General features: G+C 69.4%; 20 protein-coding genes and 1 pseudogene. 5 read left to right on the forward strand and 16 right to left on the reverse strand.

What is annotated here, in order from left to right; translation table 11 throughout:
• Positions 1 to 67: 67 nt before the first annotated feature.
• Together ACFJIX_RS20980 and ACFJIX_RS20985 are read right to left on the reverse strand one after the other, a co-directional pair.
• A complete protein-coding gene (locus ACFJIX_RS20980) occupies positions 68 to 415 on the reverse strand; it encodes a hypothetical protein (protein ID WP_377154517.1) in 348 nt (115 codons plus the stop codon).
• A gap of 240 nt (positions 416 to 655) precedes the next feature.
• Complete coding sequence (locus ACFJIX_RS20985) at positions 656 to 826, reverse strand: hypothetical protein (RefSeq protein WP_377154519.1); 171 nt, start codon at positions 824 to 826, stop codon at positions 656 to 658.
• Positions 827 to 852: 26 nt separating this feature from the next.
• On the opposite strand from ACFJIX_RS20985, the gene ACFJIX_RS20990 reads away from it, so the two are divergent.
• Positions 853 to 2,085 carry a S8 family serine peptidase gene (locus tag ACFJIX_RS20990; RefSeq protein WP_377154521.1) on the forward strand — a complete coding sequence of 411 codons (1,233 nt, stop codon included), beginning with the start codon at positions 853 to 855 and terminating at the stop codon, positions 2,083 to 2,085.
• Positions 2,082 to 2,294: pseudogene (locus ACFJIX_RS20995) on the forward strand (MBL fold metallo-hydrolase); the annotation flags it as partial. The gene ACFJIX_RS20990 and the pseudogene ACFJIX_RS20995, both read left to right, overlap by 4 nt.
• A gap of 32 nt (positions 2,295 to 2,326) precedes the next feature.
• Here the strand turns inward: ACFJIX_RS20995 and ACFJIX_RS21000 are convergent.
• Positions 2,327 to 2,602, reverse strand: coding sequence for a hypothetical protein (locus tag ACFJIX_RS21000; RefSeq protein WP_377162097.1), 276 nt, complete (start codon positions 2,600 to 2,602; stop codon positions 2,327 to 2,329).
• 299 nt (positions 2,603 to 2,901) lie between these two features.
• On the opposite strand from ACFJIX_RS21000, the gene ACFJIX_RS21005 reads away from it, so the two are divergent.
• On the forward strand, positions 2,902 to 3,354 hold the full coding sequence (locus ACFJIX_RS21005; RefSeq protein WP_377162100.1) for a hypothetical protein: 453 nt from the start codon (positions 2,902 to 2,904) through the stop codon (positions 3,352 to 3,354).
• A 3-nt stretch (positions 3,355 to 3,357) separates the two neighbouring features.
• Here ACFJIX_RS21005 and ACFJIX_RS21010 read toward each other — a convergent pair whose 3' ends face one another.
• Positions 3,358 to 4,329, reverse strand: a complete 972-nt coding sequence (locus ACFJIX_RS21010) for a zinc-dependent alcohol dehydrogenase family protein (RefSeq protein ID WP_377154523.1) — start codon at positions 4,327 to 4,329, stop codon at positions 3,358 to 3,360.
• 212 nt (positions 4,330 to 4,541) lie between these two features.
• On the opposite strand from ACFJIX_RS21010, the gene ACFJIX_RS21015 reads away from it, so the two are divergent.
• Positions 4,542 to 4,853, forward strand: coding sequence for an ArsR/SmtB family transcription factor (locus ACFJIX_RS21015; RefSeq protein ID WP_377154525.1), 312 nt, complete (start codon positions 4,542 to 4,544; stop codon positions 4,851 to 4,853).
• A gap of 561 nt (positions 4,854 to 5,414) precedes the next feature.
• Here ACFJIX_RS21015 and ACFJIX_RS21020 read toward each other — a convergent pair.
• From ACFJIX_RS21020 to ACFJIX_RS21030, 3 genes are all read right to left on the reverse strand, one after another.
• Positions 5,415 to 6,671, reverse strand: coding sequence for a hypothetical protein (locus ACFJIX_RS21020; protein ID WP_377154527.1), 1,257 nt, complete (start codon positions 6,669 to 6,671; stop codon positions 5,415 to 5,417).
• A gap of 212 nt (positions 6,672 to 6,883) precedes the next feature.
• Complete coding sequence (locus ACFJIX_RS21025; protein WP_377154529.1) at positions 6,884 to 7,048, reverse strand: hypothetical protein; 165 nt, start codon at positions 7,046 to 7,048, stop codon at positions 6,884 to 6,886.
• A 124-nt stretch (positions 7,049 to 7,172) separates the two neighbouring features.
• Positions 7,173 to 7,412 (reverse strand): alkaline phosphatase D family protein, encoded by a 240-nt coding sequence (locus ACFJIX_RS21030; RefSeq protein WP_377154531.1) that lies wholly within the window; start codon positions 7,410 to 7,412, stop codon positions 7,173 to 7,175.
• 416 nt (positions 7,413 to 7,828) lie between these two features.
• Here ACFJIX_RS21030 and ACFJIX_RS21035 point away from each other — a divergent pair, with 416 nt between their 5' ends.
• A complete protein-coding gene (locus tag ACFJIX_RS21035) occupies positions 7,829 to 8,680 on the forward strand; it encodes a hypothetical protein (RefSeq protein WP_377154533.1) in 852 nt (283 codons plus the stop codon).
• 43 nt (positions 8,681 to 8,723) lie between these two features.
• On the opposite strand, the gene ACFJIX_RS21040 is transcribed toward ACFJIX_RS21035, so the two are convergent.
• The 9 genes from ACFJIX_RS21040 to ACFJIX_RS21080 form a co-directional block, all read right to left on the reverse strand.
• The gene (locus ACFJIX_RS21040) at positions 8,724 to 9,071 is read right to left on the reverse strand and encodes a UBP-type zinc finger domain-containing protein (protein WP_377154535.1); all 348 of its coding nucleotides are present in this window, start codon (positions 9,069 to 9,071) and stop codon (positions 8,724 to 8,726) included.
• A gap of 140 nt (positions 9,072 to 9,211) precedes the next feature.
• Positions 9,212 to 10,018 carry a hypothetical protein gene (locus ACFJIX_RS21045; RefSeq protein WP_377154537.1) on the reverse strand — a complete coding sequence of 269 codons (807 nt, stop codon included), beginning with the start codon at positions 10,016 to 10,018 and terminating at the stop codon, positions 9,212 to 9,214.
• Entirely contained in the window at positions 10,009 to 10,683 is a 675-nt protein-coding gene (locus tag ACFJIX_RS21050; RefSeq protein WP_377154539.1) for a response regulator, read from the reverse strand. The genes ACFJIX_RS21045 and ACFJIX_RS21050 overlap by 10 nt, the downstream gene beginning before the upstream one ends.
• An 86-nt stretch (positions 10,684 to 10,769) precedes the next feature.
• Positions 10,770 to 11,549 (reverse strand): sensor histidine kinase, encoded by a 780-nt coding sequence (locus ACFJIX_RS21055; protein WP_377154541.1) that lies wholly within the window; start codon positions 11,547 to 11,549, stop codon positions 10,770 to 10,772.
• Between the two features lie 213 nt (positions 11,550 to 11,762).
• Positions 11,763 to 12,374 (reverse strand): hypothetical protein, encoded by a 612-nt coding sequence (locus ACFJIX_RS21060; protein ID WP_377154543.1) that lies wholly within the window; start codon positions 12,372 to 12,374, stop codon positions 11,763 to 11,765.
• Complete coding sequence (locus ACFJIX_RS21065; RefSeq protein WP_377154545.1) at positions 12,371 to 13,324, reverse strand: DUF2272 domain-containing protein; 954 nt, start codon at positions 13,322 to 13,324, stop codon at positions 12,371 to 12,373. Before ACFJIX_RS21065 ends, ACFJIX_RS21060 begins: the two co-directional genes overlap by 4 nt.
• Positions 13,325 to 13,455: 131 nt before the next feature.
• A complete protein-coding gene (locus ACFJIX_RS21070) occupies positions 13,456 to 14,337 on the reverse strand; it encodes an aliphatic sulfonate ABC transporter substrate-binding protein (RefSeq protein WP_377154547.1) in 882 nt (293 codons plus the stop codon).
• 153 nt (positions 14,338 to 14,490) lie between these two features.
• Positions 14,491 to 15,906 carry an LLM class flavin-dependent oxidoreductase gene (locus ACFJIX_RS21075; protein ID WP_377154549.1) on the reverse strand — a complete coding sequence of 472 codons (1,416 nt, stop codon included), beginning with the start codon at positions 15,904 to 15,906 and terminating at the stop codon, positions 14,491 to 14,493.
• A complete protein-coding gene (locus tag ACFJIX_RS21080; RefSeq protein ID WP_377154551.1) occupies positions 15,896 to 18,289 on the reverse strand; it encodes a TonB-dependent receptor in 2,394 nt (797 codons plus the stop codon). The genes ACFJIX_RS21075 and ACFJIX_RS21080 overlap by 11 nt, the downstream gene beginning before the upstream one ends.
• Positions 18,290 to 18,308: the final 19 nt, after the last annotated feature.

Consider the following 18,308-nt stretch of genomic DNA (forward strand, 5'->3'; position numbering starts at 1 on the left):
GCGCGAAGGATTGAAATGCGGGGCTGCACGAGGCAGGGGATGGGACCGCCATGGCGAAGAAGCAATATCAGATGGGCAGCGGCGCGCGCAAGATCGATCCGAGGCTGCGCATGGTCGCCAATGGCGAGGGCGCGGTGAACGCGGTCCGCGCGGAGACCTGCGCCTCGCTGGCGATCGCGCCGTCGATGAAGGTCGATGCGGTGCTCCAGACCTGCACGGCGGGCGCCGTCGACGGGGCGAGGCCCGCCGCGGTGCCTCCCAAGGGCAACATCGCCGCGCCGCCGTCGGACATCCTGGCCAACGTCTTCATCGCCACCGATTCGATCGACAAGCTGCCGGCCAGCATGCTGAAGGAAACCGGCCGCGTGGGCACGCTCGCCACGGCCACCATCCCGTTGTCCAAGCTGGCCGCCATCGCCGGCAAGACCAGTGTCCGGTCGATCATTGCCGGCCGGCAGCTGAAGGACCCGGACCACCGCGTCGAGCGGACCGTCGTGAACCCGCCGTCGCCGGACATGCGGCAGGTCGATCACGCGAAGCGGCATCGCAACGGCGCCGGCGTGCTCGTCGGCATCATCGATGTCCAGGGCTTCGACTTCGCGCACCCGGATTTCCTGAACAAGGACGGGACCACCCGGTTCGAGGCGATCTGGGATCAAGGCGCCGAGCCCGACGGCACCGCACCCAAGCCGTACGGCCGCGTCATCGACAGCAGGCACATGAACGACGCCATCGCCGCGGCCCCGAAGGTCGGGGCTCCCGCGGTCGAACTGGAGCCGCAGACCCAGCAGGCCGCCGCGTCCCACGGCACGCATGTCGCCAGCATCGCGGCGGGCAACCTCGGCGTCGCGCGTGCCGGCGCGCATTGCCGCGGTGCTGGTCTCGCTCGGCGACGAGGACGCGGATCCCCGGCGCTCGTTCTACGACTCGACCCGGCTGGCGCATGCGGTCGACTATCTCTTCGAGCTGGGCGACAGGCTCGGTCTGCCGGTGTCGATCAACGTGAGCCTGGGGACCAACGGCGACGCCCACGACAGCAGCGCGCCCATCAACCGCTGGATCGACGCGCTGCTGATCACGCACGGACGCTGCGTGTGCGTCGCCGCCGGCAATGCGGGGCAGGGCAAGGCCGAGAGCGAGCAGGACATGGGCTGGATGATGGGACGGATCCACACCAGCGGGCAGATCAAGGCCACCGGGCTGGACACGGACATCGACTGGACCGTGGCCGGGCGCGACGGCAAGGACTACTCCGAGAACGAGCTCGAACTGTGGCTGAGCCCGCAGGACCGGTTCGCGGTGTCCGTCAGGACGCCCGACGGCGAGCGGATCGGCCCGATCGAACCGCTCGAGTTCGTCGAGAACCGGCAACTGCGCGACGGGTCGTTCATCAGCATCTACAACGAGCTCTACCACGCCAACAATGGCGCCAACTACATCGGCATCTACCTGAGCCCGAACTTCGTCGCCAATCCGATCATCGGCGTCGCGGCAGGGACCTGGACCGTGAGGCTGCACGGCCAGGACATCCGCGACGGTCGATTCGACGGCTGGATCGAACGCGACGATCCGCACGTGCTGCCGCCGCAGCCCGGCGTCGTCGCGCCGCTGGCCTTCCCCTCGTTCCTGTCGGAGCGCAGCAACGTGGACTGCTCCTCCATCTCGACGCTGGCCTGCGCGCTGCGCGTGGTCGCGGTCGGCAACCTCGACGACGTCCGCGAGCGCATCCACGTGTCCAGCAGCCAGGGGCCGACGCGCGACGGCCGCTGCAAGCCCGACGTGGTGGCCAACGGCACGGCGGTGGTCGCGGCATCGGGCTTCACCGGCGAGGCGCAGCGCTGGGTCGCGATGACGGGCACCAGCATGGCCAGCCCCTTCGCATGCGGGGTGGCGGCGCTGATGCTGGCCGTCGAGCCCAAGCTGTCCTCCGCGCAGATCGTCGGGATCATGCAGCGCACGGCGCGCCCGCTGCCCGGCGGCAACTTCGCCTGGGGCAACGACACGGGCTTCGGGCGTCTGAATCCCGACGGCTGCATCGCGGAGGCCGCCAACATCAACAAGCGCAAGGACAGGACGAAGCCATGAAGATCCGGATCTTCCAGTCGGACAAGGGCGACTGCCTGCTCCTGACGAGTGCCAGCGGCGCCCATGTGCTGGTCGACGGCGGCATGTCCGACGCGTTCACGACGCATGTGCAGCCCTTCCTGGGCAAGATGGCCGCCGCCGGAAAACATCTGGACCTGGTCTACGTCTCGCACATCGACCAGGACCACATCGCTGGCGTCCTGAAGCTGCTCGACAACACCATGACCTGGCGCGTCCACGACTACCGCCAGGCCAAGGGCTTGAGCACCAAGTTGCCGGCGGTGCCCCGGATGCCGCCGGTCCATGCCATCTGGCACAACGCGTTCTCGATGCTGCTCAAGGAGAACGCCCACGCCGCGGAGGACCTGCTGGCCCAGTCGAGCCAGGTGATGGCGTTGTCGACCGACGACGCCTGGCAGGGCGTGGCCTCCAGCCAGCAGGAGCTGGCGTACAGCATGTCCGAAGCGGTCCGCGTGTCGCGGCGGGTGGCGGCCGACCAGCTCGCGATTCCGCTCAATGCCGAATTCGGCGGTCAGCTGATCCTTGTGCGCCAGCCGGCAGGCGTCGACGCGACCGTCGGCGGCATGGACATCCGGGTGGTCGGCCCCTTCGCCGAGGACGTCGAGAGGCTCCGGGACGAATGGGACGACTGGCTGCGCACCAGCAAGGCCACGGTGGCGAGCTTGCGGGCCAAGGCCAAGGAAGACGCCGCCAGGATCGGCCACTCGGCCGACGGACTCGGGGTCGGCGCTGGAGATCTATCTGAAGCAGCTGGGCAACCGCAACGCGGTCACCGCGCCGAACCTGGCCTCCGTCATGCTGCTGGTCGAGGAGGCGGGCCAGCGGGTGCTGCTGACCGGCGACGGGCATGCCGACGACATCCTGGCGGGCCTGGAGCACCATGGCGTGCTGCTTCCGAATCAGGAGCTGCGCGTGGACGTCCTGAAGGGCCAGCACCACTGGGCCGAGCACAACGTGACCCCCGAGTTCTGCCAGCGCGTGTTTGCGGACAAGTACATCTTCTGCGGCAACGGCGAGCACGGGAACCCGGACCTGGACGCGATGAAGCTGCTGCTGGACACCAACGAGGCCGTGAGGCCGGGCCTGCCCTACGAACTCTGGTTCAACTGCGACGCCACGGTGGCGCCCGAGGGCAAACCCCGGGAGCACATGAAGAAGCTGATGAAGCTGGTGACGGATCATGCAGCGACCCATGCCCACGTGAAGTGCGAGTTCCTCAATGCGTCCAGCGTGGAGTTGCGAGTGTGATTTTCAACCCACCTCGATGACGACCTTGCCACGGAGCGGTTGATCGCCGTTCCGACCGTTTTCGAGGGCCGTGTGCGCATCGCCGATCCGGGCCAGCGGGAAGGTGGCGCCGATGACCGGCCGGATGCGCTCGCGCTCCAGCAGGTCTTTGAGCGCGAGCAGCTTGCCGCGGTTCTGCCTGGTGAAGACGAAGTGGTACTCCGCATTCACGCCCCAGGCGGCATTCAGGTTCTGAGGCGTCGCGATGTCGACGATCGACACGACGCGTCCCGCATCCGCCAGGACCTGCGGCGAACGCTCGAGCGTCCTGCCGCCGATGGTGTCCAGCACGACGTTCACGCCGCGGGCACCCGTCAGCTCACGCACGTGGTCGACGTAGTCGCCGGACTCGTAGTCGATCGCCTCATCCGCGCCGAGCGAGCGGACGAAGTCGGCCTGCGGGGCTCTGCAGGTGGTCAGCACCCGTGCGCCCATCGTCTTGGCGAGCTGAATGGCGATGGAGCCGACGCCGCCGGCGCCGCCGTGGATCAGGACGGTTTCAGCAGGCTGCAGACGGGCGCGCGAGACCAGCGCTTCCCAGGCGGTGCCGCCGACCAGCGTGGTCGACGCCGCTTCGGCGTGCGTCAGGTTGCGCGGCTTGTGCGTCACCAGCTCCTGCGGGACGACGTTGAACTCGGCGTAGCTGCCGCCCTTGGGGCCGAAGATCTTCGGTGTGTAGAAGACCTCGTCGCCGGGCTTGAAGTCGTGCACGCCGGCGCCGACGCGCTCGACCACGCCGGACACGTCGTGCCCGATGACGGCTGGCAGGGGCACGTACGCCGGGTAGTCGCCGCGGCGGATCTGATAGTCCAGCGGATTGATGGACGTGGCGATGACGCGCACGAGGAGTTCACCGGGATCGACGTCCGGCACGGGGATCTCCTGCAGCTGCAGGTGCTCGACGCCGCCGAAGGCGGTCAGGACAATGGCTTTCATGGGGGCTCGCAAAGGTTGAGGTCTGTCTCGCTCCGCCGATTTCTGCGGAACGACGCCATTGTCATATCGCAAATCGTCGATATGTTGAGGAGACGAACTTCAACCCTCCTGCCGGCGATGGTGATGGGTCAGGCCTTGCGCGTCCCGGCGCGCGCTGCTATCCCTCGCGCGAGCCGCCCGTACACTGGCCGCTCAAACGCCCGATTCCGCCCATGTCCGAAGAAGTGCCCCTGCTCCGCGTGCTCGAAGTGCTGGCCAACGCGCAGCGCCTGGAGATCCTGCGCAAGCTCAAGACGCCCGGGAGCTTCCCGCCGCAGGACGAGGGCGACCCGCTGGTCGACGGCGTCTGCGTGTCGTCGATCCAGGAAGGGCAGGGACTGGCGTTCTCGACGACCTCGAAGTACCTCGCCGACCTGGCGAGCGTCGGTCTGGTGACCGTCAAGCGGGCGGGGAGGTGGTCGTACTACCGGCGCGATGAGCGGGCGATTGCGGCGTTGGCGAAGCGGATGGCGCGCGAGCTGTGATTTCTGCTGCTAGAAGGACTGCAACACGCTCTTGGTCGTGAGACAGTCCCAGCAGATGAAGACGTACAACATCCCGCAGTCTCCGATGCAGACCGCATCGCCGAGGGAATCGATCTGGGCATAGAAAGACATCGGCCTTGTGCATGCGCAGGTGGGGACGTCTGGATCCTGGATCCACTCAGGGTCGCCGCCTATCCGATGGCGAGCGCCCATTGGGCGACCTGCCCACTTGAATCCGACGATGGCTTGGGATTCCGGTGTGTCTGGTGCCGGTAGAAGGGGAACTGCCGGGATTTTCATGGCGTCTTGGGAATCTCTGCGTGAGGAGCTGCACTGGGGTCGGCGAGTCCGATCGCCTTCAGGCAATCCAGCGGAGCATGCCGCTTCAGGACGCCGCCGCATCCAGGAAGTACTTCTTGAGCGCCTCGAAATTGTGCAGCACGTAGTCGCGGTCGCCCGCATCGCCGCGCCACGGAATGGGGCAGCGCGTCGTCCAGGTCAAATCCGATCGGTCCAGGTCGGGGCACGGGGCGCTCGCGCGACGGATGTGGACCGGGGCACTCAGAGCGCCTGCACCGCCTTCAACTGCGCCTGCTCATCCTCGGTCGGGAAGACGCTCACGCGCACACGCGGAGGATGCAGGCCGTCGACGCGCTGCATGTGATGCCCGGCGATGCGTACCGCGTCCGCCCAGGCGACGATCACCGTCTGATCCGGTTTCTCCTGCGAGGCGAAGGCCACCAGGTCGGTGTGAGGCAGCAGCGTGTCCACGCCGTCCGACCACACCGAGTAGCTCACCACCCGATCGCTGTCCTTGAACTGCAGCAGCTGGATCGAGCCGACGAAAGGGGCCGCCGGATCCTGCGCATGCTGCTGCTCCAGCAGGTTTTTCTGCGTGGTGTAGTCCTCCGAGTCCTCGACCGCGATCAGCGCCTGGAACTGCTCGCGCAGCGGTTCGGGCGGCTCGAAGGGTTGCCACTCGCGGTCGACGAGCTGCAGCGGCCGGCAGGACAGCCAGCGGGTGTGCTCCTGCTGCATCCGCCGGCACGCGGCGGCCATCAGCGCCAGGCCCGCGAGGTCGTTGGCATCCGTCGCGAACAGCACGTGCCGCAGCGGCACCATCACGACGGGATGCGCCACGCCGGAGCGGTAGATCACATCCGGCAGGAAGAGCCGCGACGATTCGTAGGAGTCGTTCCACGCGCCCTGCCAGAGTCCGGGGGCGACCTGCTGCCAGCCGTCGTTCTCCGGAAGCCCGCGCAGGTTCTGGAGCGCGTCGTTGAAGGCGTCGTCGAAGCTGACGCCCCATCTGTCGAGCATGCCCTGTGCCACGCGGGCGGTGCTCTCCGGCGTGTCCAGACCGAGGAGGGCGACGTAGTCGCCGACAAGGGCGCGATAAGGCATGTCGTTCGCCTCGCGCGGCGCGTCCTTGGCCAGGCTCAGGCTGTTGGCGGCGTTCAGCGCGTTCTTGCCCATGTCGGCGTGCGTGCGCAGCAGGGGGATCAGGCGGGAGTGGACGCTGGCGTAGTCCTCCGCGTGCTCGGGAAGGTCCTTGGACATCGAGCGGAGCATGACGCCGTCCACGTACCGGTAGACCTCGGCGTCGCGTGCGCGGCCGCCCTTGGCCCGGAGGACGTCACTCAGCAGATGCACCAGATGCGAGTGCATCTGCGTGCCGTTGAGCGTGAAAGTGACCTCGGGCGATCCTTCCTTGAAGATCACCTGCGTGGCGCCGGCATCGTTCAGGCGATTGACGACGCGCTGAACGACGTCAGCCGCGGTCGGCTTGCTGAAATGCCAGCGGATCCATTCCATCATGAGCAAGTCCCTGCTGTCTGGTTGGGGCGGATTGTCGAGGAAGGATCCGGTCGGGCGTCGAGTCTCTGGCAACTCCTGACCCCCTAAGGTGCGATCCGTCCAAGCACATGGTCAATGCGGCGAAGGTTGAACTGTCTCGTGGCATCTGATGCACTGGCGCTTCATCATGCCCCGAGCATAGGGCTCCGATTCTGAAGATCGCGGATTTCCGCTTACGGCAGTTCCCACTTCTGCAGCGGAATTTTGAAGTCGAACCGCCAGCCCACCTTAAGGCTCTTCATCTCGACCCGCACTGCCTGCGCATCGAAAGTGAGGATGGCGTCGTTCTGGCGCTCTGCGCCGAAGACGATGCCATTGCGCGCCACAGCGGAGGTCACGAGCTCGATGATGCCGCTGTCGTCGTACGCGGCATTGCGGTGGACGTCGCCCGTGAGTACCAGGGCTCTTCTCTCCTTCTTCTTCAGCAGCTCGACGAGGCGCTGGAACGCGCCGGGATACTGCTCAGTTTTCGTCGCCGAAGGTGTGCACCGTGGAACTGGAAGCCGCCACCAGATGGGTTGCGTCCGAAGTCTCTACCTGGTGCTCGAACCACGCCCATTGCTCGGCACCCAGGATGGCATTGCGACCGCTGCCGGCGTCCGCCGGCCGCGTGCGGTAGAACCGCTCGTCGAGCATGATCAGGTCGATGAGCTTGTCGGGGCCCAGCGCATGTCGGGCATACACATCCGGACCGGTCTGCACCGTCGCCGAGCAGCAGCAGGGCATCGGGCTTCTGGCTGCGGATCTCGTCCCAGGCAGGCTGCTGCGGCTGGTCCTGGAACTTTGAACAAGAGGCGACGGCGAGCTTGAACATGGCGTGCTCCACGGCTGGCGATGCCGCGGACAGCGGCTGGGTGATCGGGCCTTGCGCCTTGACTTTCAGCGCGGCGGAGGCAATCTCGGGCCAGAGGGGAGTGATGCCATCCTCAACATTGCGGAGGGTGGCAGAGGGCGAGTCCAGGTGTCCTGAATGGGAATCGAAGGAAAGGGCGATGAGGTCGTTCAGCGGTCCGTGAGGGCCGCTTCCTTTGGCCGCTCGACGGTTCGCCGCTTCACAACTAGGGATGTCCGTCCTCGCTGGCTGGTGCACGATCCGCCGGCACAGGGAGGAGGCCAAGATGGCTCATTCAATCATCCGCATTCAGGCTTGGGCTTTGGCAATTGCCATGGCATCCATGGCCGCCCCTGCCTGGGCCACGCTCACCGTGGGCAAGGACGCCGCGTGCGGCAAGGACCAGTGGGTCACAGGCCTCACCGGGAAAGCCGGTCTCTGGATCGACGCCGTCGGCCCGACATGCGCCGGCTGGAACGAGAGGACCCACCTTCCCATCGAGGGGCGGGCAGGGCGTCCCGTTGGCGGCAAGGGCGGCGGGGCGGTCACGCAGAGCTGTCCTGCGGGCTCCGCCGTCAGCGCGTGGGAAGTCGCGAAGGTGCTTCAGGGGGATGCCGCGTTTGCCGACAGGGTGACCCTGCAGTGCAGCACGCTCGCACCGCCGCAGACGGTGACCGGGTCGGCCATCGCTTTCGGAGGAAGCAACAACCTGCCGCGTGGCAAAGGCAAGCCAAACAAGGGCAGGTGCCCAGCGGGCGAACTAGCCACCTCGTTGTCGGTCTGGACCTCCAGCGACGGGCGCTTCGTGACGGACGTGAACATGAGGTGCGCCCGCGCGCCGCGCGCGTATTCGGAGATGTCGACGCAACGCGCGGCGGATGGATCCCTCACCGTCTTCTCTCCTGAACTGAAGCTCAAAAGCGGCGACGTCGTCCAGCTCGATTGGTGCCGGGAGTGGGCGACCAATTGCGGCAAGCCGGCTGCGGACGCCTTTTGCGCATCGAAGGGCATGGGACCATCGAGCAATGAAGTCGCGAAGCCGAACTACGGCCTGACCGTCGTGATCTCCGACCAGCGGATCTGCAATGGTCGCGACTGCACCTCTTTCCAGAAGCTCACTTGCAGTCCCCGCAGCTAGGAAAGTGATGCCCTGGCGCAATGCGGGCGATGCCAGTTGTCAGCTAAAGGAATTTCGGAATCGGTCCATCCTGCGGGGTCGTATCCGCTCCCAGGTCCACGATGGTCTTGTCGACGAAGCACCATCCCCATCCTTCTGGCGGGTCGTAGCCTTCGATGATGGGGTGCTGGGTCGCGGTGTAGTGGGCTCGCGCATGCCGATGGGGCGAGTCATCGCAGCATCCGACGTGCCCACAGGTGCGGCAGATGCGGAGATGCACCCATTCGCTGCCAATCTTGAGGCACTCCTCGCAGCCTCGCGCGCTGGGAATCACCGTTCGAATGCTGTCCCGGTGTGTGCAAGAACGTGCCACTGTGGTCTCCTCAGAGTCGCCTTTGAACGGCGAGCTCATCCTAGCAGTGGCCCATGGCGTCGGACCTCGCTCGGCCTGCCTGAGTCGTCCCGTCTCCGGAAACACTGCGTTCCGCCATCGGCACGAGATGAACAGCGCCGTGCCGGGGGTCGAGCTGGCGGCTCTGAGCCAACAGACCGCTACCTCGCCGCCACCGGCAAACTCCTCGCATCCCACCGCTGCATGTTCGCGAGCGCGTTCTCGATCGGATCTGACGTGACGCGTTCCGCGCCGAGGAATGGCCGGTCCATCGCGGCGACGAAGTGGAAAACCAATCCGAGGGCAATCGCCAGCACCACGATCGCCCCGCGACTGCACGCGGTGACGGGCAGCACCGCGACGGGCGCCAAGGTGAGCAGCGAGCTCACCAGCACCACCACCCACAGCGTCGTCGGCACCTTGCCATCGCTGGCCTCCAGCCGGGCGCGTCTCTGCATCAGCAGGTCATTCACCTGGCTCCACATCTGCTCGACCAGCACGGTCTCCGCCGCGCTCGCCGGTCGCAGGGCGCCCAGCGACCGGTAGACGTCGTCGAACGCATCCTGCGTCTGCTGACTCGGCTGCTCGTGCTGCATCGCCGCCCATTCCTTGCCGATGACGCTCCGGCCATAGCCGCGCAGCCGTTCGCGCGCGAGCGTCGACTCCGGCGTCCCGTACACCGCCAGCGACCGGCCCAGCTGCGCCATTGCCGTCGCCTCCCGGCTCACCGCCTGCTCCGCCGCGCTGAACGAGTCCCACACCGACACCGCCGAGAACGCCAGCAGCAGCGAGTTGATCGTCGCGATCACGCCCAGCGACGCGAGCGCGACGTTGCGATCCGCCTCGGTCGCATGCTCGCGCCACCGCCGCGGAAGCACCGCCTGCGCCCCCAGTCCCAGCAGCACCCAGGTCAGCACCAGCCCCATCCCGAGCGCCCAGTTCGGCACGTCGTAGACGATCACCGGCATGGCACGCCTCCCTCGCTCAGGCCTTCGCTCAGCGCATACCGCGTCATGCCCGCCACCCCCCGCACGCCGAGCTTGCGCGTCACGTTCTCGCGATGCGTCGCGACTGTCTTCGCGCTGAGCTTGAGCCGGTCCGCGATCTCCTGCGTGCTCAGGTCCTCGGCGAAGAGCTGGACGATCTCCCGCTCACGCGCCGTCAGCGCGGGACCGGCCGGGATCGGCGTGCCGGCCTCGGGCAGCCGGTGCCGCGTACGGATCTCGTCGACCAGTCCGCCCATCAGCCCCGGGCTCAGGTAGATGCGGCCGCTGGCCACGTCGCGCACCGCGCGTAGCAGCTCCTCGCTCGACGCGTCCTTGAGCACGTACCCCGACGCCCCCGCCTGCAGCGCCGTGACCACGCTGCGCTGATCGCCGTGCATCGACAGGCAGATCGCCTGCACCGACGGATGGTGGGCGCGGACGCGGCGCGTGGCCTCGATGCCGTTGAGGCCCGGCATCGCGATGTCCGTGATCAGCAGATCCGGCTGCAGATGGCGCACGAGCTTGACGGCGGCGGCGCCATCCTCGGCCAGCCCGACGACGTCCAGCTCGGCGTCTCGGGACAGGAGCGCGCGCAAGCCTTCGCGCACGAGTTGGTGGTCGTCCGCCAGGACGATGCGGAGGGTCATCGGAATCTCCCTGAAAAGGAACGTGAAAGCGGAACGAGGAAGAGGAACGAGGAAGAGGGCGTGTGATCGCTCGGCACTCCGCGTGATCACGCGGAGTCGATCGGGATCAGCAAGGTCGCGCAGGTGCCGCGACCCGGCTCGGAGCGCAGCACGAGCGCGCCGCCCAGGGCCTGCAGCTGGGCGCGCGCGCCGCTCAGGCCGAGCCCTCGCGCCTCGGTGTCGCCCTGGCCCGTCGCGAAGCCGCGCCCGTCGTCGCGCACGCGCACGCTCAGCCATCCGGCGTCGACCGTCGGCACGATGTCGACGCGGGACGCCGAGGCGTGCTTCTGCACATTCAGGCAGAGCTCCCGCACCACGCGGCAGGCGACCGCGCGTTGCGCGGCCGGGATCTCGACAGTGCCGGGGGCCGCCATCGCGCTGCCGTCGACATGGATCGCCAGCGGGCCGAGCAGGCCCAGCTCCGCCGCCATGGCGGCCAGCGCCGTCGGCAGGTCGCCGTGCCAGTCCGGCGGCGCCAGCGCGAAGGTCAGCGTGCGGACCGTCTGCGACAGCTCGCCCAGCAGCGCGGTGACCTGGGCCAGCGCCGGATCCGCGCCGGCCGGGGCGGTCGCGCCCTGGCGCCACTCCCCGAACGCCAGCCGCAGCCGGACGATCAGGCCGCCGACCTGGTCATGCAGCAGCTGGGCGACGCGCTCGCGCTCGCGGAGTTCGGCGTCGGCGTGCGCTTCCGCGAGCGTCATCTGCAGACGGGTCAGCCGCTCGAGCCGGTGCTCGCGGGCGAGCCGGCCGGTCGGGCCGGTGGAACGGGGCCGCGTCGGCGGCGGGGACTCTTCACGCTGGCGGGGACGGTGTGGGGTGAGGTTCATGCGAGCTCCCTGTGCGCCTGGACGGCGTCGTCGTGTGGATGCCGACCCCGGGGGATCGGTGCCGCAGACGGTAGTCGGCGCCGTCTTCCGCGACCTTCCGGAAACCTTCCGGAAGCGCCGTCAGGTTCCGGAAGGTCCGGAAACAGGCGCTTGCGGGCGTCTGCACGCCCTTGCACGCCCTTGCACGCGCTCGCGACCGACCGGCCAGGCCGTTCATTCGCGGGGGCAGTGCGGACGCTGGTGCGGCGTGGCACGGCTGAGGTCGTAGCAGCGCTTCAGGTAATCGATGTTGGCGCCCAGGTCCGGCAGCGGTCGCCCGATGCCTTTCCAGTGCTCGGCCAGCGCCTTGCGCAGCGGGTCGACGGCCGCCATGTAGTCGTCGGGGAAGGGGACGACCTCATAGACCAGCGGGAACTCGATGTACTCCAGCTTCACCAGCGCGCCGAGCTGCTCGTAATGGAAGTGGACGGCGGCGAAGTTCTCCATGTCCTGGCTCAGGTAGAGGTCCTCGCCCGAGCCGGCCAGGCGGATGAGCTCCTGGGCGTGCGGGCCGATCTCGGGCAGCAGCTCGCGCTGGAACGCGCGGGCGCGCAGCCGGATGCGCTCGTCGCGCTCCAGCAGGTGGGCGACGTGCTGCAGCGACTGCAGCCGCTCCGTCAGGTTGGCGCGCTTGCTGTCGTCCACCCAGGCGACGAGCTGGGTGACCGAGATCAGCACCCCGACGATGACGCTCAGGCCCGTGGCCAGCCCGACCGCCGCCTGCCAGTAGCCGAGCACTGCCGCGCGGCGGTCGCGCGGCATCCTGACGTTGTCGGAGGCGCTCAAGGCGGCGCTCCCTTCTGGCGCAGCAGGACCGTCCAGGCGCGGTCCGGCGTCGCGATCAGCCGGCCCCCGGCGTCCAGCGGCGCGCGCGTCCAGCTGACGCTCTCGCTGACGTTGCCGCCGATGGCGCCCAACTCGCCGCCGTCCACCTGCACGACCAGGTCGCAGTGCCAGGTCCAGATGCGGCCGCGTTGCGCGCGGGGCAGGGTGCTCCATTGGGCGAAGCCGGTCGGTGCGTCGGGCTGCGCGTCGCGCGGCGCGCAGATGACGTCGCCCGGTCGCGGCGGCGTGACGGCGGCGTCGCGGGCCTCCAGGCCCGAACGGCTCCCGTCCAGCGCCGCGCGGATGTAGTGCCAGTGCAGCTCGCTGGCCTCGAACTGGCGCTCGCCGAAGCCGGCGTTGCGCATCAGCCAGGAGATGAAGACCGCGCTCCAGGGCTTCAGCGAGCCGTCGTCGAAGCGCGTGCGCTGGAGCGGGTAGTCGGGGCCCTTCACACCGATCCAGTACAGCAGCACGCGGGTGTGGAGGTAGGGCTCGGTTTCCTGCCGGCGCGGTGCGTCCAGCCGGCGCTCGGTGAGGTTGGTGGCGGCATCCCAGCGACCTCGACCCCAGAGCTCCCATTCCTGCAGCGCGAGCGCGAGCAGGCGCTCGGTCGACGGCGCCGGCGGCGCGGTCTCGCCGCCCAGGCCGGTCGTCGGGCTGACGTCTGGAGTGGCTTTCGAAGCGGCGTTCGCACTGAGGTTCGACATGGCGGCCGGACGCGGCGGCTCCACTTCATAGACCGGCGCCGGATCGTCGAGCGGCCACGGCGGCGGTGCCGCGATCGGCTTCGTCTGCGCGCAGCCCTGCAGCCAGAGCGCGACGAGCGCGAGCAGCGCCAGCAGCACGGCGTGCGAGAGATCGCGAGGGAACGGATCGTGGCGGTACACCCGCCGGGGCGGACGCTGTGACATGAGGCCTCCTGCGTCGCGGAACGGGGACGCGGAAGGCTCATCGTCGGGGCGGCCCGGCGCTCAGGGCATCGGAGGAAGGCTGAGCTTGGGGGTGAGAAATCCGGAACCGCTCCCGCCGCCCCGGCGCTGGGTCACAAGCCCCAGAACGCCTCTTTCACCGCCAGCTTCGCTGGAATGATCTTCTGCGCGAAGAAGGCATCGGCGATACGCTGCTGATCCGCCGCGATCGCCGCCGTCAGCGGACGCGCACCGTAGCGCAGGCGCTTCTGCAGCTGCAGCAGCTGCGCTTCCGGCACGCCGAAGAGCGGCGCCACGAGGCGCGCGCTCTCCTCGCGGTGCTCGTTGGCCCAGGCCCCGGCCTCCGCGAGCAGCGGGATCACCTGCTCGCGCAGCAGCGCGCCATGCTCGGCGGCGAAGGCGCGGCGCGCCTCGTAGAAGCTCCACGGCGGGGACTCGGGGGCGAGGGCGCTGAAGTCGGCCAGCACGCGCGCCTGCGTCGCCGCCTGCGCGAAGGTGAGGTAGGGATCCCAGACGACCCACGCGTCGATCGCGCCGCGCTCGAAGGCCGCGCGCGCGTCCGCCGGCGAGAGGAACACCGGCGACACGTCGCGCAGCTGCAGTCCTGCCTTGGCCAGCGAGGCCAGCAGCAGGTAATGCGAACTCGACCCCTTCTGCAGCCCGACGCGGCGGCCCTTCAGGTCCGCGACGCCGCGCAGCGGGCTGTCGGGTTTCACCAGGATGGCTTCGCTGTGCGGCTGGCCGGGCTCGGCGGCGATGTAGACGAAGTCGGTGCGCGCCGCCTGCGCGAAGATCGGCGGCGGCGCGCCCGTGACGCCGATGTCGACGGCGTCCACGTTGAAGGCCTCCAGCAGCTGCGGGCCGGCAGGGAACTCGAGCCAGGCGACTTGCCAGCCGAGCGGGGCCAGTCGTTGCTCCAGTAGCCCTCGAGCCTTCACGAGCGGCAACAGCCCGCCTTTCTGGAACCCGACACGCAGCGTGCGCCTGGTGCGCACCGAGCGCTCCGTCGTGGCGCCGCTCGGTCGGACTCCCCTCTCCCGCTTGCGGGAGCGGGTGGGGGTGAGGGCCAGCGGCCGCGGCCCGTGCGCCGGTGCCGACGGCGATCCCCGTCGACAACAGGGGCACGGCGGCGAGCAGGGTACGGCGCTTCATGGGAACTCCTTGACGAGGGTATTGGCGATGGCTTTGATGTGACCGGGGTGAGCCGGCCGCGCCAGCCCCAGGTGATCGCGCAGCGTCGTGCCTTCATAACGCGTGCGGAACAGGCCGCGCCGCTGCAGCTCGGGCACGAGCAGGCGCGTGATCGCCTCGAAGCCGGTCGGCAGCAGCGGCGGCATCAGGTTGAAGCCGTCGGCGGCGTCGTGCTCGAACCAGTCCTGCAGGATGTCGGCCACGTCGCTCACGCTGCCGATGGCGGACAGGTGGCCGCGACCGCCGGCGATCTTCATCGCGAGCTGACCGAGCGTCAGGCCGCCGTCGTGGCCGAGCTGCGTCAGCAACTGCTGGCGGCTGCGCTGGCCGCTGTCGGTGAGCGGCAGTTCGGGCAGCGGCGCGTCCCAGTCGAGGCCGCGCAGGTCGATGTTGCCGATCATCCGGGACAGCAGGCCCAGCGCGGTGTCGCGGTGAACCAGCGATTGCAGCTCGGCCTGCCGGTCCTCGGCCTCGGCACGCGTCGGCGCGACCAGCACATAGGCGCCGGGGAGGATCTTCAGCGCGTCGCGCGGGCGGCCGGCGGCCTCCGCGCGGGACTTCAGGTCGGCGTAGAAGGCCTGCGCACGCGCCCGGGTCGGCTGCGCGGTGAAGACCAGCTCCGCGCTGGCCGCGGCCAGCTGCCGTCCCGGCTCGGACGCGCCCGCCTGGACGATCACCGGCCGGCCTTGCGGCGAACGCGGCACGTTCAGCGGTCCGCGCACGCGGAAGTGCTCGCCGCGATGGTTCAGCACGTGGCGTCGCGTCGGGTCGTAATAGAGGCCCTGATCGCGGTCGTCGATCAGCGCGTCGTCCTCCCAGCTGTCCCACAGGCCTTGGGCGACGGCGAGGAACTCCTGCGCGCGCCGATACCGGTCGCCGTGTGCGAGGTGCGCGTCGCGGCCGAAGTTGCCGGCCTCGTTCGCGTTGTCCGAGGTGACCAGGTTCCAGCCCACGCGACCGCCGCTGAGGTGGTCCAGCGATGCCAGCTGGCGCGCGACCGTGTAGGGCTCGTTGTAGCTCGTGGTCACCGTGCTGACGAGTCCGATGCGCGAGGTGCCCGCCGCCAGCGCGGACAGCAGCGTCAATGGCTCGAAGCGCGAGGACCGCGACAGGCGCTCCGCGCCCGGTCCGTCCTCGGTCGCCACGGAATCGGCCAGGAAGATCGCATCCAGGCAGGCGGCCTCCGCCTCGCGTGCCAGGTGTTGATAGAGCGCGAGATCGACGCCGGCATGCGGCGGCACGTCGGGATGCCGCCACGCGGCGACGTGATGGCCGGACTCGAGCAGGAAGGCGCCGAGGTGCATGCGGCGACTCTGGCCGCGATGACGCGCCGCAGCCTCGGAGACCTCGGAAGGGGACGCTTCAGAAGTCATGCCGCGCCTGCACGCCGAAGTAGCGCTGGTCGTCGCGCGGGACCCAGCGGTTCACGTAGCTGCCCCCGCGACCGAGGAAGGAGGCATACGACTTGTCGAGCAGGTTCTTCGCCACCAGCGCGACGCGCCAGCCCTGGCTGGGCTGCTGCAGCGCGATGCTCGCGTTCCAGATCCCGTACGCGCCCTGCCGGGTGTCGGCGAACTGGCCGATGTCGTACTGCACGCGGCTCTGCCAGGCGTAGTCGCTGCCCAGCTCCAGTTGCCGTCCTCCCGCCAGCGGGATGCGGTAGCTCGCGCGGACCGTGCCCTTCCAGTCCGGCGAGAACGGCAGCGGCTTGCCGTTGACGTCGCAGCTCGCGGCCGCGCCGACGGGGCAGTTGAAGCGGTCGATGCGCGCATGCACGTAGGCGACCGACGCGGCGACGCTGAAGTCGCGCGTCACGCGCGCATCGAGATCGAGTTCCGCGCCGCGGCTCGCGACATCCCCCGCGTTGATCAGCCGCGTGACCACGGTGCCGTCGACCGTGTCGAAGAAGTTGGCCTGGTAGTTGCGGTAGTCGGTGGAGAACACCGCCAGGTTGACCCGCAGCCGGCGGTCCAGCCATTCCGACTTCAGGCCGGCTTCGAGGCTGTTGGAGGTCTCGGGCTTCAGCGCCAGCGCGTCGCGCGCCAGCATGTTGAAGAACACGTTGAAGGCCGGTCCCTTGTAGCCGCGCGACCAGGTGAGGTAGGTGCTGAGGTCCTCGTCGACCGCATGCTGCAGGCCGACACGGCCGGAGCGCCCGATCGCCGTCGTGTCGCCGCCCAGCGCCACCGCGCCGTTCACGCCCGGGATCGCGCCGGCGAACTGCGCATCCGGCGTGCTGCGGGCGCGCTCGTGCGTGAAGTCGAGGCGGTCCTGCGTCCAGCGCGCGCCGGCCAGCACGGTCCACGCCGGGGTCAGGTGCCAGCGGCCCTCGCCGAAGAGCGCGGTGCTGTGGCTGTCGGTCCCGTAGTGCGCCTCGCCCCAGTCGGCGTAGGTGCCGGTCGCGGTGACGCGCGCCACGTCGCGGCGGTAGATCTCCTTGTCGCGCGTGTGCATCGTGAAGAGCCCGGCGACGTAGTCGATCGGCAGCCCGAAGGCCGAGCCCTGCGGCGAGGCGATGCGGATCTCCTGCGACAGCTGCTCGAAGTCCACGATGCCGCGGTCATGCGATTGCGGCAGTCCGGCGGCGGGCGCGGCCAGGCGGTCGCCGTCCTGCACCTGCGTGTTGTCCCAGCCGCGCCAGCCGGTGATGGCGGTCAGCTGATGGCCGGCGGGGAGCTTGCGCTCGTAGGTCAGCGAGGCGCCGCGGTTGCGGTCGTGGACGGTGGTCGCGAGGTTGGTGTTGATGCGGCGGTTGTCGTCGCTGGCCACGACCGGCGCGAGCGCCGACGCGAAGGCGGGGAAGTCCGTGACCGCGCCCGACGGATACGCGATCAGGCGCGTGCGGGTCACGACGCCGGTCGGGATGTCGTCCTTGGACTTGAGGTAGTCGGCGGTCAGCGCAAGCCTGCTGAGCGCGTCGATGTCCCAGTCGACGCGCGCCCGCACGCCGCGCTTGTCGTAGCCGTTGACGCGGCTGCCGTCCTGCACGTTGGTCACGTTGCCGTCGTAGCGGGCGCCCAGTGCCGTCAGCGAGGCGCGCACGCCGCCGGCCAGCGGGCCGGAGATGCCACCGCGCAGCCGCGTCTCGTTGCCGCCGCCGTAATGGCTGAGGTCGATGAAGCGCTCCAGCTGCGAGGCCGGCTCGCGGCTCACGATGTTGACCACGCCCGCCGACGCGTTTTTTCCGAACAGCGTTCCCTGCGGGCCGCGCAGCACTTCGACGCGCTGCACGTCGAGCAGGTCCAGCGTGCTCTGGCCGGGGCGCGCGAGCGGCACGCCGTCGATGACGGTGGAGACCGTGGGCTCCACGCCCGGCGAGGTCGAGATCGTGCCCACGCCGCGCACGAACAGCGAGGTGTCCTTGTTGGACGCGCCGGTGCGGAAGTTCAGGCTGGGCACCGCGGCGGCCAGGCTGCCGAGGGTGTTGCGATTGGCGTTCTCCAAGGTCTCGCCGTCGAGCACGGACACGGCGACGGGGACGCGCTGCAGCGACTCGCTGCGCTTGGCGGCGGTGACGGTCACGGCGGGGAGGGCGTTCGGCGCGGCCGCGTCGGCCCCGCCGCCGACTGCGGTGCCGGCCTGGGAGGCGGCGCCGGACGCCGCGGTCTCGGATGCCGCTGCTGCCGCGGTGTCTTGCGCCAGCACCTGCTCGGCCGACATGGCGCACAGCAGGCTGCAGGCCGCGGCGAGCATCCGGTGCTGCCGGTCGTGGCGCCGCCGGGCGGGGCGGTGTGGGGCGATGGTCGGGCGGCGCATGGCGTTCTCCGTTTTCCTC

This window comes from Roseateles sp. UC29_93 (genome assembly GCF_042695725.1).
Taxonomy (GTDB): domain Bacteria; phylum Pseudomonadota; class Gammaproteobacteria; order Burkholderiales; family Burkholderiaceae_C; genus Roseateles; species Roseateles noduli_A.

Bases quoted from the DNA above. Each gene is read 5' to 3' on its own strand.
- ACFJIX_RS21005 (WP_377162100.1), top strand. From the start codon at position 2,902: ATGCTGCTGGTCGAGGAGGCGGGCCAGCGGGTGCTGCTGACCGGCGAC.
- ACFJIX_RS21050 (WP_377154539.1), bottom strand. From the start codon at position 10,683: ATGACCCTCCGCATCGTCCTGGCGGACGACCACCAACTCGTGCGCGAA.
- ACFJIX_RS21045 (WP_377154537.1), bottom strand. From the start codon at position 10,018: ATGCCGGTGATCGTCTACGACGTGCCGAACTGGGCGCTCGGGATGGGG.
- ACFJIX_RS21035 (WP_377154533.1), top strand. From the start codon at position 7,829: ATGGCTCATTCAATCATCCGCATTCAGGCTTGGGCTTTGGCAATTGCC.
- ACFJIX_RS21010 (WP_377154523.1), bottom strand. From the start codon at position 4,329: ATGAAAGCCATTGTCCTGACCGCCTTCGGCGGCGTCGAGCACCTGCAG.
- ACFJIX_RS21080 (WP_377154551.1), bottom strand. From the start codon at position 18,289: ATGCGCCGCCCGACCATCGCCCCACACCGCCCCGCCCGGCGGCGCCAC.
- ACFJIX_RS21020 (WP_377154527.1), bottom strand. From the start codon at position 6,671: ATGATGGAATGGATCCGCTGGCATTTCAGCAAGCCGACCGCGGCTGAC.
- ACFJIX_RS21065 (WP_377154545.1), bottom strand. From the start codon at position 13,324: ATGTCACAGCGTCCGCCCCGGCGGGTGTACCGCCACGATCCGTTCCCT.
- ACFJIX_RS21015 (WP_377154525.1), top strand. From the start codon at position 4,542: ATGTCCGAAGAAGTGCCCCTGCTCCGCGTGCTCGAAGTGCTGGCCAAC.
- ACFJIX_RS20980 (WP_377154517.1), bottom strand. From the start codon at position 415: ATGGCGGCCAGCTTGGACAACGGGATGGTGGCCGTGGCGAGCGTGCCC.
- ACFJIX_RS21040 (WP_377154535.1), bottom strand. From the start codon at position 9,071: ATGAGCTCGCCGTTCAAAGGCGACTCTGAGGAGACCACAGTGGCACGT.
- ACFJIX_RS20985 (WP_377154519.1), bottom strand. From the start codon at position 826: ATGCTGGCGACATGCGTGCCGTGGGACGCGGCGGCCTGCTGGGTCTGC.
- ACFJIX_RS21075 (WP_377154549.1), bottom strand. From the start codon at position 15,906: ATGACTTCTGAAGCGTCCCCTTCCGAGGTCTCCGAGGCTGCGGCGCGT.
- ACFJIX_RS21055 (WP_377154541.1), bottom strand. From the start codon at position 11,549: ATGAACCTCACCCCACACCGTCCCCGCCAGCGTGAAGAGTCCCCGCCG.